The sequence below is a fragment of the Phycicoccus mangrovi genome, from assembly GCF_018729305.1.
GTDB classification, from domain to species: domain Bacteria; phylum Actinomycetota; class Actinomycetes; order Actinomycetales; family Dermatophilaceae; genus Phycicoccus; species Phycicoccus jejuensis.
In genome coordinates this window covers 120,080-134,353 of sequence record NZ_JAHHWP010000015.1, presented here as the reverse complement: position 1 = coordinate 134,353, position 14,274 = coordinate 120,080, and the positions used below count along the sequence as shown (strand labels likewise).

At 74.4% G+C, this 14,274-nt stretch carries 15 protein-coding genes and 1 pseudogene; 2 read left to right on the top strand and 14 right to left on the bottom strand.

The window, feature by feature from the left end; genetic code table 11:
- Window positions 1-57 precede the first annotated feature (57 nt).
- Window positions 58-1,176: pseudogene (locus KMZ30_RS14110) on the top strand (acyltransferase family protein); the annotation flags it as partial.
- A 204-nt stretch (window positions 1,177-1,380) separates the two neighbouring features.
- On the opposite strand, the gene KMZ30_RS22390 reads toward KMZ30_RS14110, so the two are convergent.
- The 9 genes from KMZ30_RS22390 to KMZ30_RS14065 form a co-directional block, all read right to left on the bottom strand.
- Window positions 1,381-2,622 carry an RNA polymerase sigma factor gene (locus KMZ30_RS22390; protein ID WP_215513019.1) on the bottom strand — a complete coding sequence of 414 codons (1,242 nt, stop codon included), beginning with the start codon at window positions 2,620-2,622 and terminating at the stop codon, window positions 1,381-1,383.
- Complete coding sequence (locus KMZ30_RS14100) at window positions 2,619-2,984, bottom strand: YciI family protein (RefSeq protein ID WP_215513020.1); 366 nt, start codon at window positions 2,982-2,984, stop codon at window positions 2,619-2,621. The genes KMZ30_RS22390 and KMZ30_RS14100 overlap by 4 nt, the downstream gene beginning before the upstream one ends.
- The gene (locus KMZ30_RS14095; RefSeq protein ID WP_215513021.1) at window positions 2,981-3,367 is read right to left on the bottom strand and encodes a YciI family protein; all 387 of its coding nucleotides are present in this window, start codon (window positions 3,365-3,367) and stop codon (window positions 2,981-2,983) included. Before KMZ30_RS14095 ends, KMZ30_RS14100 begins: the two co-directional genes overlap by 4 nt.
- Window positions 3,364-3,726 carry a YciI family protein gene (locus tag KMZ30_RS14090; protein ID WP_215513022.1) on the bottom strand — a complete coding sequence of 121 codons (363 nt, stop codon included), beginning with the start codon at window positions 3,724-3,726 and terminating at the stop codon, window positions 3,364-3,366. The genes KMZ30_RS14095 and KMZ30_RS14090 overlap by 4 nt, the downstream gene beginning before the upstream one ends.
- 126 nt (window positions 3,727-3,852) lie before the next feature.
- Window positions 3,853-4,902 (bottom strand): LLM class flavin-dependent oxidoreductase, encoded by a 1,050-nt coding sequence (locus KMZ30_RS14085; RefSeq protein WP_215513023.1) that lies wholly within the window; start codon window positions 4,900-4,902, stop codon window positions 3,853-3,855.
- A gap of 155 nt (window positions 4,903-5,057) precedes the next feature.
- Window positions 5,058-5,711: a TrmH family RNA methyltransferase gene (locus KMZ30_RS14080; RefSeq protein ID WP_308279751.1), complete on the bottom strand. Its 654-nt coding sequence runs from the start codon at window positions 5,709-5,711 to the stop codon at window positions 5,058-5,060.
- Between the two features lie 10 nt (window positions 5,712-5,721).
- Window positions 5,722-6,456: an amino acid ABC transporter ATP-binding protein gene (locus KMZ30_RS14075; protein WP_308279752.1), complete on the bottom strand. Its 735-nt coding sequence runs from the start codon at window positions 6,454-6,456 to the stop codon at window positions 5,722-5,724.
- Window positions 6,453-7,328, bottom strand: a complete 876-nt coding sequence (locus KMZ30_RS14070; protein WP_215513024.1) for an amino acid ABC transporter permease — start codon at window positions 7,326-7,328, stop codon at window positions 6,453-6,455. Before KMZ30_RS14070 ends, KMZ30_RS14075 begins: the two co-directional genes overlap by 4 nt.
- Complete coding sequence (locus KMZ30_RS14065; RefSeq protein WP_215513025.1) at window positions 7,325-8,206, bottom strand: ABC transporter substrate-binding protein; 882 nt, start codon at window positions 8,204-8,206, stop codon at window positions 7,325-7,327. The genes KMZ30_RS14070 and KMZ30_RS14065 overlap by 4 nt, the downstream gene beginning before the upstream one ends.
- Window positions 8,207-8,419: 213 nt before the next feature.
- Between KMZ30_RS14065 and KMZ30_RS14060 the strand changes: the two genes are divergently transcribed.
- Window positions 8,420-9,103, top strand: a complete 684-nt coding sequence (locus KMZ30_RS14060; protein WP_215513138.1) for a DedA family protein — start codon at window positions 8,420-8,422, stop codon at window positions 9,101-9,103.
- A 371-nt stretch (window positions 9,104-9,474) separates the two neighbouring features.
- Here KMZ30_RS14060 and KMZ30_RS14055 read toward each other — a convergent pair whose 3' ends face one another.
- From KMZ30_RS14055 to KMZ30_RS14035, 5 genes are read right to left on the bottom strand one after another with little or no spacing between them, the layout of a single operon-like run.
- Window positions 9,475-10,101 (bottom strand): response regulator, encoded by a 627-nt coding sequence (locus KMZ30_RS14055; RefSeq protein WP_215513026.1) that lies wholly within the window; start codon window positions 10,099-10,101, stop codon window positions 9,475-9,477.
- Entirely contained in the window at window positions 10,098-11,315 is a 1,218-nt protein-coding gene (locus tag KMZ30_RS14050) for a sensor histidine kinase (protein WP_215513027.1), read from the bottom strand. The genes KMZ30_RS14055 and KMZ30_RS14050 overlap by 4 nt, the downstream gene beginning before the upstream one ends.
- A 34-nt stretch (window positions 11,316-11,349) precedes the next feature.
- Entirely contained in the window at window positions 11,350-12,150 is an 801-nt protein-coding gene (locus KMZ30_RS14045; RefSeq protein ID WP_215513028.1) for an ABC transporter permease, read from the bottom strand.
- Window positions 12,147-13,019 (bottom strand): ABC transporter ATP-binding protein, encoded by an 873-nt coding sequence (locus KMZ30_RS14040; RefSeq protein ID WP_215513029.1) that lies wholly within the window; start codon window positions 13,017-13,019, stop codon window positions 12,147-12,149. Before KMZ30_RS14040 ends, KMZ30_RS14045 begins: the two co-directional genes overlap by 4 nt.
- On the bottom strand, window positions 13,016-14,272 hold the full coding sequence (locus tag KMZ30_RS14035) for an MFS transporter (protein ID WP_215513030.1): 1,257 nt from the start codon (window positions 14,270-14,272) through the stop codon (window positions 13,016-13,018). Before KMZ30_RS14035 ends, KMZ30_RS14040 begins: the two co-directional genes overlap by 4 nt.
- Window positions 14,273-14,274 lie beyond the last annotated feature (2 nt).

Here is a 14,274-nt window from a genome sequence, read left to right as displayed (position 1 = left end):
TCGTCGACCCCGACGCAGGCCCGTCGGGGCCGGGCACCCTCCGCGGCGTGGGTAGCGGTGCTCAGGTCCCGGCGGGTCCTCGCGCGCCACGCTGGGGTCGTGCCGACCCCGACCGCGCGTGAGATCGCCGCCGCCACCCCCGCCACCCGCCACCGCGTCGTCGACCTGCTGCGCGTCGGCGCCCTCACCGTCGTCGTCCTCGGGCACTGGCTCGTCGCCGCGGTCGTCGTGCGCGACGGCCGGCTCGTCACCGGCGCGGTCCTCGACCTCGCCCCGTGGACCCACCCGCTGACCTGGGTCTTCCAGGTGATGCCGGTCTTCTTCCTCGTCGGCGGCTACGCGAACGCGCTGTCCTGGAGGCGGGCCCGAGCGCGCGGCGCCCGGTGGCCGGAGTGGCTGCGCGCCCGCCTGCGCCGGCTTCTCGTGCCCGTCGTGCCACTGCTCCTCACGTGGGTGGTGCTGCTCGTCGTCGCCGACCTCGCCGGCGCCGACCGGGCCGCGCTGCGTACTGCCTCCCAGGTCGCTCTCGTGCCGACGTGGTTCCTCGCGGCGTACGTCGTCGTCTGTTCGCTGGCCCCGCTGACGCTGAGCCTCTGGGCGCGGTGGGGGTGGGCGTCCGTCGCCGGGGCGCTCGCCGTCGGCGGTGTCGCCGACCTCGTGAGCCTGACGACCGACCTGTGGTGGGTCGGCTTCGCCAACTACGTGCTCGTCTGGGGCGCGGTGCACCAGCTCGGGTACGCCTGGCTCGACGGGCGCCTGGCCGGCACCCGGCGGCGGCTGGCCCTCGCGGCGGTCGGGGGCGTCGGCCTCGTCACCCTCGTGGCGGCCGGCCCCTACCCGGTCTCGATGATCGGCCTCGACACCGCCGCCGTGAACAACAGCTACCCGACGCGCGTGACGCTCGGGTTCCTCGGGCTGCTCCAGGCCGGTCTCGTCCTCGCCGCCGAGCCGCTGCTGGCCCGCTGGATGGCGCGCGACCGTCCGTGGGCGCTCACCGTGCGGTTGGGCAGCCGGATGATGAGCGTCTACCTGTGGCACCTCACCGTCATGGTGCTCGTCGTCGGTGGGTCGCTGCTGCTGGGCGGGTTCGGCCTCGGGGCCGAGCCGCTGTCCGGCCCGTGGTGGGCGGGGCGCCCGGTCTGGTGGGCGGTGCTGGCCCTCCTGACGGCGGCGGTCGTCGCGGTCGTGGCGCGGTTCGAGTCGGTGCGTCCGGTCCGCGGTCCGGTGGAGGCGTGGCGCCCGGTGCTCGCGACGGCCCTGGGGTGCGGCGGGCTCGGGCTCATGGCCGCGCAGGGTCTCGTGGCACGCAGCGGCCTGCGCTGGTGGTGGGCGCTGCTGCCGGTGGCCGGGGTGCTCCTGCTGCGCGACCGGCGCGACGCGTCACCCGGCGGCGACGGCCTCGCGCCGGGCGAGCAGGTGGGCGCGCTCGACGTCGTTGCCGCACAGCCGGATCGCCTCGTCGAAGGCGGCGAGCGCCGCCGCGTCCCCGGCCCGGGCGAGCAGCTCCGCGCGGACCGCGGCGAGCCGGTGGCTGCCGGCGAGGGCCTCGTCGAGGCCGTCGAGCGCGGCGAGCCCGGCCGCGGGACCGTCCCTCTCGGACAGGGCGACGGCCGCGGCGAGCCGAGCGCTCGGTGACGGGTTGACCTGCAGCAGAGCCGCGTAGGCGTCGCAGATGCGGTCCCATCGCGTGGCGGCGGAGGTCGGGGCGAGGGCGTGCTCCGCGGCGACGAGGGCCTGGAGCCGGTAGGACTCGACGAGGGGGTCGGGGGTCGGGGCCACCCCGGCCAGCAGCTCGACCGCCTCGGCCACCTCGTCGTGGTGCCAGAGCCCGCGGTCCTGGTCGGGCAGGAGGACGAGCCCGCCCTGCGCGTCGACCCGCGCGTCGCGCCGCGAGTGCTGGAGCAGGACGAGCGCGAGGAGCGCGCGGAGCACGGGCTCGTCGGGCACGAGCGCGTGGGTGACCCGCACGAGCCGGACGGCCTCGCCGGCGAGGTCGGCCCGCAGCAGGTCCGGACCCGAGCCCGGCGCGTAGCCCGCCGTGAACGCGAGGTAGGCCACCTGCGCGACGACGCGCAGCCGCCCGGGGAGGTCGTCGCGGCCGGGCACCGCGTAGGGGATGCCCGCGGCGACGATCTTCTTCTTGCCGCGCGTGATCCGCGCCGCCATCGTCGGCTCCGGCACGAGGAAGAGGCGCGCGATGTCGGCCGTCGAGACGCCGACGACGAGCCGCAGGGCGAGGGCGCTCGCGACCTCGGGCCCGAGGGCCGGGTGGCAGCAGAGGAGGACCAGGCGCAGCCGGTCGTCCTCGACGAGCCCTCCGGGGTCGACCATCGCCCCTTCTCCTGTCCCGCGCTCCGCCTCGACGACGAGCAACGGCTCCTTGCGGGCGGCCATCGCTTCCCCGCGCAGCCGGTCGAGCACCCGGCGACGGGCCGCGGTGAGCAGCCAGGCGGCGGGCCTGTCGGGGGCGCCGTCGGCCGGCCACCGGCGGGCGGCCGACTCGACGGCGTCCCCGAGGGCGTCCTCGACGAGGTCGAGGCGGCGGAACTGGCCGAGGAGGAGCGCCACGAGGCGCCCCCACTCGTTCCGGACCGTCGCCGCGAGGACCTCGTCGGCCGTCACAGCGGGGCGTGGTCCGGGATCTCGACGACGGGACGGATCTCGACCGTGTACGCGCTCGGCAGCAGCCGGGCCGCGGCGATGGCGGCGTCGAGGTCGGGCAGCTCGACGTCGTAGTAGCCGCCGACCTGCTCGGCCAGCTCGACGAACGGGCCGTCGGTGACCACGCGGTCCTCCGCCGCACCGGGCGCCAGCGTCGTGGCCGTCTCGGCATCGGCGAGGGGGGCCCCGGAGATGCGCCGGCCGTGGGTGTCGACGTACCGCTCGAAGGCGTGGTGCGCGTCGGAGTACCCCTGCCGCACCTCGGGGCTCGCGTCCGCCCAGTCGCCGGGTGCGTAGGCGACGAGGACGACGTAGCGGGTCATGACGGGACCGGCCCGTCGTCCTGCTGGCCGGTGCCCGGCACCATGTCCCGGAACTCGATGAGCTCCCCACGGGCCGCGAACTCCCGGCAGACCCGCACGAGGTCGTCCCGGTCGTCCGTGTCCACGAGGTAGAAGCCGACCATCTGCTCGACCGACTCGGTGAACGGCCCGTCGGTCACGAGGGCGCCGCCCGAGCCGTCGGGGCGCATCGAGATCGCCTCGTCCGACGGCGTGAGCGGCCCGGCGACGACGATGCGGTGACCGCCGGCCGCGAGGTCCGCGTGGAAGCGCTGGTGGCTGCGCATCCCCTTCTCGTGCTCCTCGGGCGGCAGCTGCGCCCACTCGGCCTCGGGCGCCGGCAGGAGGACCAGGTGGCGGCTCACGCGGGACGGTCCTCGGGCTGCACGGTGCGGCGCACCTCGACGGTGTCGCCGAGGGCGGCGATGATGCGGCAGCAGTCGAGCAGGTCGTCGAGGTCGTCGGACTCGACCTGGTAGAAGCCACCGACCTGCTCGGCGGTCTCGGTGAACGGCCCGTCGGTCACCGGGCCGCCGCCGCCGGGGATGCGCTTGGCCTCGGTCGTGGCGTGCAGCTCGGCGCCGCCGGTGATGCGGTGGCCGCGCTCGGTCAGCTGCTGCGCGAAGCGGCCGTACTCGGCGTAGCCGGCGGTGCGCTGCTCGGCGTCCATGGTGGTCCACCAGCGGTCGGCGTCACCGACGATGAGGACGACGTACTCGGGCATCGGGGTCTCCTTCGGGACTGCGGGCCGCCGGGTGCGGCCTCACCCCGATGACGCACGGGACGGGCCGACCTCGACAGGTCTACCGGACTTTTCCCGTCGGCGCGCCCGACGCCCCGCTGTGACCCCTCAGGCGAGGGCACCGGCGAGCAGGCGGAGCGTTTCCTCGCGGGCCGGGGCCCGGTCGGCCGGCGTGCCGGCGACGGCGCCCGCGACCGGGTGCACCATCACCTCGTCGACCCCGAAGGTCTGCGCGAGGTCGCGCACCTGCGCGGCGGCCTCGTCCGGGCCGCCGACGACCCAGCGGCCGACCATCTCGGCGCCGAGGGCCTCGTGGGCCGCGGGGACGTCGACGGCCTCGGCCTCCTCGACGAGCAGCTGGGCGGCGAGGCGCTGACCGGTCCGCAGGGCGACCATCGAGCGGACGTTGGGCAGGGCGAGCCGCTGCGCCTCCTCGGCGGTGGGGGCGACGACGACGTTGACGGTGAGGAGGGTGCGGGGCTCGGGGTGCGCCTCGGAGGGCTGGTACTGCTCGCGGTAGAGAGCCAGCGCCTCGGCGGTCCCGCGGCCGGAGAAGTGGTGCGCGAAGACATAGGGCAGGCCGCGGGAGGCGGCGAGCCGGGCCGAGAAGTCGGACGAGCCGAGGAGCCACACGGTGGGGACCGAGGTCGCCCGCGGCGTGGCCTTGAGGACGTGGTCGCCGGAGGCCAGACGCAGGCCGACGCCGTCGGGCGACATCATCGCGAGGACGGTGTCGACGTGGTCGGGGAAGCGCTCGGCGGCGTCCGCCTCGACGCCGCCGCCGCCGCTGCGCAGCGCCCACGCCGTCACCGGGTCGGTGCCGGGGGCGCGGCCGAGGCCGAGGTCGACGCGGCCGGGGAACGCGGCCTCGAGGAGGGCGAACTGCTCGGCGACGACGAGCGGGGCGTGGTTGGGCAGCATGACGCCGCCCGACCCGACCCGGATGCGCTCGGTGGCGGCGGCGACCATGGCGGCGAGGACCGGTGGGTTGGTCGCGGCGACGGCCGGCATGTTGTGGTGCTCGGCGAGCCAGTAGCGGTGGTAGCCGTGCTCGTCGGCGACCCGGGCGAGGGCGCGGGTGGCGGCGAGCGCGTCGGCGGTGCTCTGGTCGGAGCGGACCGGCGCGAGGTCGAGGACGGAGAGCGTGGGGGTGGTCACCGAGGAGTCAGCGACCTCCGCCCCGGCGCTATTCCGTGGGCCCGGTCACCCAGCCCCGTCCAGAAACCGACGAATGTGTCGATTCCTGCACACCCCGCCCCCCATGCCCGTGCACCAATCGACGAATGTGTCGATTCCTGCACACCGGCGACGAGCTACGCCGACGGGTCCTGGGTCGGGTGCTGGTCGAAGACGTGCCGGCGCACCCAGGCGTGCATCGCGACGGCGGCGGCCGCGCCGGCGTTGACCGAGCGGGTCGAGCCGAACTGGGCGATGTGCAGGACGACGTCGCACACCTCCTGCATCTCGGGGGTCAGGCCGGCCCCCTCCTGCCCGAGGACGAGGACGCAGGCCCGCGGCAGGTCGTAGGTCTCGAGCGGCACCGACCCCGGCACGTTGTCGACGCCGACGAGCGGCAGCGGCGTCCCGCCCTCCCCCGCCGTCCCGGCCCACGCCGCGAGCGCCGCGGCGTCAGGATGGTGCACCTCGTGCTGGTAGCGGTCGGTGACCATCGCCCCGCGCCGGTTCCAGCGACGCTTGCCGACGACGTGGAAGGCCGCGACGTTCGTGGCGTTCGCCGTGCGCACGACCGAGCCGATGTTGAGGTCGTGGCGCCAGTTCTCGATGGCCACGTGCAGCGGGTGCCGGCGCGTGTCGAGGTCGGCGACGACGGCGTCCATCCGCCAGTACCGGTACCGGTCGACGACGTTGCGGCGGTCGCCGTCGCGCAGCAGCTCGGGGTCCCAGTGGTCGCCGTCCGGCCACGGCCCCTCCCAGGGCCCGACCCCGATCTCGCGCTCGTCCTCCACGCGCAGCAGGCTAGGCGTGCACACGGGCGAGGAAGCGGCGGGTCCGCTCCTCGCGCGGGTCGCCGAGCACCTGCTCGGGCGGCCCCTGCTCGTGGACGACCCCGCCGTGGAGGAAGCACACGGTGTCGGCGACCTGCCGCGCGAACCCCATCTCGTGGGTGTTGAGGACCATCGTCATGCCCTCGTCCTTGAGCTCACGCAGGAGGTCGAGGACCTCGCCGACGAGCTCGGGGTCGAGGGCCGAGGTGACCTCGTCGAGCAGCATGAGGCGGGGCTGGTTGACCAGGGCCCGGGCGATCGCGACGCGCTGCTGCTGGCCGCCGGAGAGGTCGTCGGGGCGGGCGGAAGCCTTCTCGGGCAGGCCGACCCGCTCCAGCATCGCCATCGCGCGCTCCCTCGCCTCGGCCTTGGCGACCTTGTGGACCCGGATCGGCGCGAGCGTGACGTTGTCGAGCACCGACAGGTGGGGGAAGAGGTTGTAGGCCTGGAAGACGACGCCCATCCGGGCGCGGACGGCGTCGGCGTCGACCCGGGGGTCGGTGACGTCCTCCCCGTCGAGGGTGATGCGCCCGTCGTCGACGACCTCGAGGAGGTTGACGCAGCGCAGCAGCGTCGACTTGCCCGAGCCGCTGGCCCCGATGAGGACGACGACCTGCCCCTCGTGCACCGAGAGGTCCAAGCCGCGCAGGACCTCGTTCTCGCCGAACGACTTCCGGACGCCCTCGAGCCGCAGCACCTCGCTCACAGCATCCCTCCCGCGCCGTGGAAGCCCTGCCTGCGCGCGACGTGGTCGGTCAGGCGGGCCATCGGGATGGTCAGGCAGACGAAGAGCGCACCGGCGACGACGTACGGGGTGAAGTTGAAGTCGAGCGCGGTCTCGATCTGCGCCGCGCGGATGGCGTCGATGACGCCGAGGACGGCGATGAGGCCGGAGTCCTTCTGGAGCGAGACGAGGTCGTTCATCAGCGGCGGCACGACCCGGCGGACGGCCTGCGGGAGGACGACGTGGCGCATCGTCTGCCCGTAGGACAGACCCAGGGAGCGGGCGGCGGCCCGCTGCGAGGGGTGCACCGACTCGATGCCCGCCCGGAACACCTCCGCAACGTAGGCCGAGTACGACAGCACGAGCGCGCACGCGCCCCAGAACAGCGCCGACGACGGCAGGCCCGAGAGGCGCAGCGCCGGCGCGCCGAAGCCGAGGACGAAGATGACGAGGAGCAGCGGCAGGCCGCGGAAGAGGTCGACGTACGCCGTCGCGAAGAGCCTCAGCGGGAACGCGACCGGGCCGCGGACGGTGCGCATCACGGCGAGCGTCAGGCCGAGGACGGCGATGACGACGCCACAGACGAGCATCACGCGGATGTTGAGCCAGAGGCCGTCGACGACGGCGGGGAAGGACTCGACCGCCTTGTCCCGGTCGAGGAACGTGTCGCGGACGCGCGGCCATCCGGGCGAGGTGACGACGAGGGCGACGACGACCCCGACGAGCACCAGCGTCGAGACCGCCGAGATGCCGGCCGAGCGCACCGCCCGGCCGCGGCGGTAGCGCCGTCGCTCGATCTCGAGGGCGGACGGCTGCGCGTCGGACCCGGTCGTCGGTGCTGCCGGGGTGGTCACGTCAGCTCGGGGGCGCCCTGCGTCGAGAGCCACTCGCCGACGAGCTTCTCGAGCGTGCCGTCGGCGCGCAGGGCGTCGACGGCGGCGGTGACGCAGGGGGTCAGGGGGCTGCCCTTGTCGAGGACCGCGCCGAACTGCTCGGGCGAGCCCTGCGCCGGCAGCTGACCGACGATGACGCCGTCGTCGAGCTGGGCGGCGGTCATGTAGAAGCCGGTGGGCAGGTCGACGACGATGCCGTCGATCTGCTGGTTCTTCAGGGCCTGGACGGCGAGGTCGTTGGTGTCGAAGACGGCGACCTGCTCGGTGGGGGCGATCTGCTGCGTGGCGGCCGTGTAGGACGTGGTCCCCACCTGGGCACCGAGCCTGGCGCCCTTGAGGTCGGCGACCGAGGTCTTGCCGTCGATCGGGCTGCCCTTGTAGGTGATGACCGTCTGGCGCACGTCGTAGTAGCCGGAGGAGAAGTCGACGGCCTTCTTGCGGTCGTCGCTGATCGAGACCTGGTTGAGGTCGAGGTCGAAGGTCTTCGGGCCGGGGGCGATCGCCGTGTTGAACGGCACGACGGCCCACTGCACCCTGTCCTTCGCGTAGCCGAGCTTGTCGGCGATGGCGTACGCGACCGCGGACTCGTAGCCCTGGCCGTTCGAGGGGTCGTCGTCGACGAACCACGGGCCGTAGGCCGGCTTGTCGGTGCCGACGGTCAGCGTGCCGGCGGTGAGGGTCTTCAGCGCGTCGGGCGTGCAGCCGGCGAGCGGGTCGGACGAGGTGCCGCTCGGCGTCGCGGACGCGGCGGGCTGCTCGTCGACGGGGGCGCCGCAGCCGGCGAGCGCGAGGACGGCCGCCGCGAGGGCGGGGACGACGAGGCGAGGACGTCGGGTCATGCTGTGCTCTCTTCCGGGGGCGCGCCGTGGACCTGCGCGTTCACGCGCGAGAGTAGCCGCGGGGGACGGATCGCGTCGCGGGTGTCCATCCGCGCGGGGCTTTCCGCAGGGTCGCTCGCTGCGCGGCTCGGTCCGGTCGGCGGGAAGCCACAGGTGGCGCACAGCGTCGAGCGGCCTCGCGGCCCGGTCGCAGCACCTACCCTTGGGGCCGTGATGCACTCCCTCGGGCCCAACTGGATGGACCCCCAGTACCTCCTCGACACCTACGGGTCGGCGTTCTTCTGGATCTCGCTCGCCATCGTGTTCGTCGAGTGCGGGCTGTTCTTCCCGATCCTGCCGGGGGACTCGCTCCTCTTCGCCGTCGGCCTGTTCGTCGCGAGCGGCCAGCTCCAGGTCAACCTCTTCGTCGCGATGGGGGCGCTGTTCGCGGCCGCCTTCCTCGGCAACGTCGTCGGCTACGAGCTCGGCCGCCGGCTCGGTGCGCCGCTGCGCAACCGGGACGGGCGGATCATCAAGCGGCAGTACTTCGACAAGACCGAGGAGTTCTTCGACCGGTACGGCGCCAAGGCGCTCGTGCTCGGGCGGTTCGTGCCGATCGTGCGTACGTACATCACGGTGGTCGCCGGGATCGGCCGGATGGAGCGGCGCCACTTCTTCACCTGGTCCGCCGTCGGCGCCGCGCTCTGGGTGGGCGTCGTGACCCTCGCCGGGCACTTCCTCGGCAACGTCGCGTTCGTCAAGAACAACCTCGAGGTCGTCATCCTCGCGATCGTGCTCGTCTCCGTCGTGCCGGTCGTCATCGAGTGGCTGCGCCACCGCCGCTCCGCCGCGATGTCGCCGGCCGAGGCGCGCGCGGAGTCCGACGAGGTCGTCGACGAGCTCGAGCAGCGCCCCTGACCACCCCCCACCCACCGGGTCGAGGTGAAACCCGACCCTCTCACGGTCCCATGTCACCTCGACCCGCCAGACCATCCGCGCGGTCGAGGTGAAACCCGACCCGCTGACGGTCCTCTTTCACCTCGACCCGCCGCGCCCGACCACCCGGCATGTCCCACACGACCGCTGTCGTTCGCCCCTCATCTCGGAGCAACTGGGATGAGCGGCACTCCTCGACCGCTCGTCATGATTGCTCCAAGCCACGACGCGAGCGGGATGAGCGGCGCTCCTCGACCGCTCGTCATGGTTGCTCCGGCATCGGAAGCGAACGACAGCGGCCGGCAGGGGTCTGTCCGCTCGGGCCCCGACCCGCTCGCCCCGGCGGGCAGCCCTCAGCCGAGGTCGATGAGGCCGCGACGGTGGGCCTCGGTGACCGCGGCGGTGCGGTCCTGCACCCCGAGCTTCGCGAAGGTGCGCAGCAGGTGCGTCTTGACCGTCGCCTCGCCGATGAAGAGCTGCCGCCCCACCTGGGCGTTCGACAGCCCGCGGGCCACGAGCCCGAGCACCTCGACCTCGCGGGCGGTGAGGTCCGGGGCCGCGGGCGCCCGCAGCCGGTCCGCGAGCCGCGCCGCGACCGGTGGCGCCAGCACGGTCTCGCCGCGCGCCGCCCGCCGGATGGCGTCCGTGAGCAGCGACGTCGGCGCATCCTTGAGAAGGTACCCCCGCGCCCCGGCCTCCACGGCCCGGACGATGTCGGCGTCGGTGTCGTACGTCGTGAGGACGAGCACCTGGGGCGCCGACGGCATCGAGCGCAGCCGGGCGGTCGCCTCGGCCCCGTCCATCACGGGCATCCGCAGGTCCATGAGGACGACGTCGGGCTCCAGCCGCGGGACGAGCGCGAGCGCCTCGGCGCCGTTGCCCGCCTCCCCGACGACGTCGAGGTCGGGCTCCTCGCCCAGCACGGCGACCATCCCGGCCCGGACGACGGGGTGGTCGTCGACCACCAGCAGACGGATCACCGGGGTACCTCCAGTCGCAGGGTCGTGCCCGAGCCGGGCACGCTCGTCAGGTCCACCTCGCCGCCGACCTGGGCGGCGCGGGCGCGGACCCCGTCGAGGCCGAAGCCCCTGCGGTCGGCGCCGGTGTCGAACCCGCGGCCGTCGTCGCACACCGTGAGGACGACCCGCTCGGGCTCGTAGGCGAGCGACACCGCGACGTGGCCGGCGGACGCGTGGCGCCGGACGTTCGAGAGCGCCTCCTGGGCCGTGCGCAGGAGGACGACCTCGGCGACGCCGCCGAGGGGCGCCGGCTCGCCGTCGACCGTCACCTCGGCGCGCATGCCGGTCTCGCTGCTCACGGCCTCTCCGAGCCGCTGCATCGCCTCGACGAGGGTGCGTGACTGCAGGTGCCCGGGGGTGAGCTCGGCGACGATGAGCCGCGCCTCCGCGAGGTTGTCGGTGGCCGTCCGCTCGACGAGCGAGAGCCGCTCGCGGGCCGTCGCGACGTCGCCGCGGGCCAGCGCCGCGTCCGCCGCCCGGGTCAGCGTGACGACCGACGTGAACCCCTGCGCGAGGGTGTCGTGGATCTCCCGCGAGATGCGCTCGCGCTCGTCCTGCACGCCGCGGTCGCGCTCGACGGCGGCCAGCCGGGCCTGTGTGGCCTGCAGCTCGTCGATGGTCTCGGCGCGGCTCTGCGCCTCGTCGACGATGCGGTTGATGAAGATGCCGAGGGCCGTCGAGATGCCGAGCGAGATGACCGAGCTGATGAGGATGGCCCCGAGGGCGTCGGAGTCGAACCCGCTCTGCCAGAACCGCACCCCACCGAAGACCGCGAGGGACAGGAGCGTGCCGACCGCCGCCCACCGGACCTCGAGCATGGCCCACATCTGCGGGTAGAGGATGAAGTAGAGCATCCACGTCTCGGTGCCCGGGTCGACGAGCTGGATCAGCAGGAGGAGGGACCACGCGACGACCTGGTAGGTGACGCCGGCCCGCTGCTGCTGCCGGATGCCCCGGACCCCGAGCGTCGCGTACGCCACGGCCATCGCGACGAGCAGGAGCACCGAGGGCCACAGGCCGTGGGGGCCGCGCTCGTCGAGGACCGTGACGACGACCGCCGAGGCCCACACGATGGCGAAGGCCCCGTGCCAGAAGGGCTCCTGCCGCCGCCACATGGCCCGGAACTCGGCGGTCGACACCCCCTCCTCGGGGACGTCGGCGCTGACCTGGCTCATGCCCTCATCCTGCCCGTCGGGCGGCGCGAGCGCCTCACACCGTGCCGCGCTTGAACCACGAGAACGTCGTCAGGCAGAGGACCAGACCGGCAACAGCCCACCCGGCGAGCACGAGCAGCACGCGACCGGGCTCCCACGAGCCGGCCATCTCGGCCGAGGCGAGGCCGTCCGGCAGGAACACCGCCCGCATCCCCTGCGCGATCCACTTGAGCGGGAAGACCGACGCCACCTGCTGCAGCCACTGCGGCACGTCGGTGAAGGCGATGTACACGCCGCTGATGAACTGGAGGACCAGCTGCGGCCCGATGACCACGGCGCCGATGGAGCGCGACGACGCGAGGGACGAGTACGCGATGCCCAGCACCGTGCCCCCGAAGACGCCGAGCGAGAACACCCCGGCGAACAGCATCCAGCGGCCACCGGTGTCGGGCAGCGGCACGTCGAAGGCGAGCCGGGCCACGAGCAGGAGCAGCACGACCTGGACGAGCGAGGTGCAGACGACGAGCCCGACCTTGCCGAGGAAGTACGCGGCCGGCGGCATCGGCGTGGCGCGCAGCCGCTTGAGCGTGCCGTCGTCGCGCTCGGCGGCGACCGACATCGCCATCGTCTGGAAGCTCGTGAGGATGACACCGGCGGCGACCATCCCCGGGAGGAAGTAGCGGGCCGCGGTCATCCCGGTGCGGGCCGAGTCCTCGAACTGGCTCGAGAAGATCACCGAGAACAGCAGGAGGAGGAGGATCGGGAAGAGGAAGGAGAAGAAGACGGCCTCCTTCTCGCGGGAGTACATCTTCAGCTCGACGGTCGTGCGGTCGACTCCGAGGGCGAGGGTGTTCATGCGGGCACCTCCTGGCGCTCGGTCGTGACGTGGGGGGCGATGAGCCCGAGGTAGGTGTCCTCGAGCGAGGGACGGGTGACGGTCAGCTCGGGGACCTCGCCGCCGAACCGGGCTGCGAGGGAGGCGACCTCGGTGGTGGGCGTGCCCGTGCGGACGGTGCGCCGGGTGCCGTCCTCCTCCCACGAGACCGTCGCCTCCTGGGACTGCCGACCGCCGAGGGCGGCCGGGGTGTCGAGCGCGAGCAGCCGCCCACCGGCGATGACGCCGACGCGGTCGGCGAGGTGCTCGGCCTCGTCGAGGTAGTGCGTCGTCAGGAGGATGGTCGTGCCGTCCTGCGCGAGGCCGCGGATCAGCTCCCAGAAGTCGCGGCGGGCCTGCGGGTCGAACCCGGTCGTCGGCTCGTCGAGGAACAGCAGCTCGGGTCGCCCGACGATGCCGAGCGCGACGTCGAGCCGGCGCCGTTGCCCACCCGAGAGGCCGGTGATGCGGTCGTCGGCCTTGGCGCCGAGACCGGTCGCCTCGATGACCTCGTCGACGTCACGCGGCGTCGCGTAGCACCGGGCGGTGCTGCGCAGCGCCTCGCGCGGCGTGAGCAGGTCGAGGCCCCCCGAGGTCTGCAGGACGATCCCGATGCGGTCGCGCCAGGCCCGGCCGGCGCCGTGCGGGTCGGTGCCGAGGACGGAGACCTCGCCGCCGTCCCGGTCGCGGAAGCCCTCGAGGATCTCGACGGTCGTCGTCTTGCCGGCGCCGTTGGGGCCGAGGAGGGCGAAGACCTCGCCGGTGTGGACGTCGAGGTCGAGGCCGGCGACGGCCCGGTGGCTCCCGTACGCCTTGGTCAGCTCGCGGATGCGGATGGCTGTCTCGCTCATGCCTCCAGCGTGCTCGGGCCGGGCGTGCCGCGGGACGCCCGGGCGGTGGACGCGCCGTCCACCGACCGGTGGACGGCGAGGGTCGCGGCGAGGGCGACGACGAGCCCCGCGACCCCGGCCACGACGTACGCCGTACGCGCGCCGGCGAGGCTGCCGACCGCTCCGCCCAGGCCGAGCGCGAGGGCCCCGGCCGCGCGCGACAGGCCGCTGACGAGGGCGACCACGGCGCCGTGCCGGCCGGGCTCCAGCTCGTCGAGGAGGAGGCCGAACACGAGGGCGTTGACGGCGCCGAGCATGAGGCCGACACCCACCGAGCCGGCGAGGTAGACCGGGTAGGACGGGGCCAGCCCCTGCGCGACCTGCCCCAGCCCGACGAGGCCGATGGCCCACAGCACCACCCGGATCCGCGCCCGCCGGGTGGACGCGGCACCGGCGGCGACCGCGCCCAGCACCGCGGCCACGCCGTGCACCGCCTCGGCGGCCCCGAACTGCGCGGCACCGGCGCCCAGCACGTCCCGCACGAGGAAGACCTCGACGACGTTGACCGACTCGATCGTCACGACCATCGGCAGCAGGGCCAGCACGAGCACGCCGAGCGCGGGGTCGGCACGCAGCGCGCGGATGCCGGCGCGGGGCAGCAGCCCGCGGACGGGGACCTGCGCGTCGTCGGTGGCCGGGAGCGGGCGAGGGCGGGGCACGAGCGCCGCACCGCCGGCGAGCAGGACGAAGGTGAGGGCGTCGAGCAGCAGCGCGGTGGCGGGCCCGTGCCACTGGACGAGCAGCCCGCCGACCCCGGCACCCAGCGGCGCGGCGACCCCGCGCAGCGCCTGCTGGAGGGCGACGACGCGGCCGGCCGACCCGTCGGGCACCAGCCGCGGGACGAGCGCCGTCCACGCCGGGCTCCCGAGCGCGAACGCGGTCTGGAGCACGAGCACGAGCACGAAGGTCGCGACGAGCCCGTCGACGAGCGCCAGCCCGAGGGCCGCGAGCGCCTGCACGGACGCCGTGGCGGCGAGCAGCCGACGCGGGTCCGGCCGGTCGGCGAGCGTGCCCGCCGGACCCATGAGGAGGACCACCGGCAGGCCGAACGCCAGGAGGAGCGCCGACACCGCCCACGGACCGGCGCCCGCGTCGTGGACGCGCAGCAGGAGGGCCACCATCGCGGCCGAGTCCCCCGCGATGCTCACGGCGGCCGCGAGGAGCAGCACCCGCACGCCCCCGAGCGCGAGCACCTCACGGTAGTTCCGAAGCATCT

What these genes read in the sequence shown, in the direction of transcription:
- KMZ30_RS14040 (WP_215513029.1), bottom strand. Translation starts at nt 13,019, where the DNA reads ATGAGCGAGACAGCCATCCGCATCCGCGAGCTGACCAAGGCGTACGGG.
- KMZ30_RS14060 (WP_215513138.1), top strand. Translation starts at nt 8,420, where the DNA reads ATGCACTCCCTCGGGCCCAACTGGATGGACCCCCAGTACCTCCTCGAC.
- KMZ30_RS14065 (WP_215513025.1), bottom strand. Translation starts at nt 8,206, where the DNA reads ATGACCCGACGTCCTCGCCTCGTCGTCCCCGCCCTCGCGGCGGCCGTC.
- KMZ30_RS14035 (WP_215513030.1), bottom strand. Translation starts at nt 14,272, where the DNA reads ATGCTTCGGAACTACCGTGAGGTGCTCGCGCTCGGGGGCGTGCGGGTG.
- KMZ30_RS14090 (WP_215513022.1), bottom strand. Translation starts at nt 3,726, where the DNA reads ATGCCCGAGTACGTCGTCCTCATCGTCGGTGACGCCGACCGCTGGTGG.
- KMZ30_RS14045 (WP_215513028.1), bottom strand. Translation starts at nt 12,150, where the DNA reads ATGAACACCCTCGCCCTCGGAGTCGACCGCACGACCGTCGAGCTGAAG.
- KMZ30_RS14050 (WP_215513027.1), bottom strand. Translation starts at nt 11,315, where the DNA reads ATGAGCCAGGTCAGCGCCGACGTCCCCGAGGAGGGGGTGTCGACCGCC.
- KMZ30_RS14100 (WP_215513020.1), bottom strand. Translation starts at nt 2,984, where the DNA reads ATGACCCGCTACGTCGTCCTCGTCGCCTACGCACCCGGCGACTGGGCG.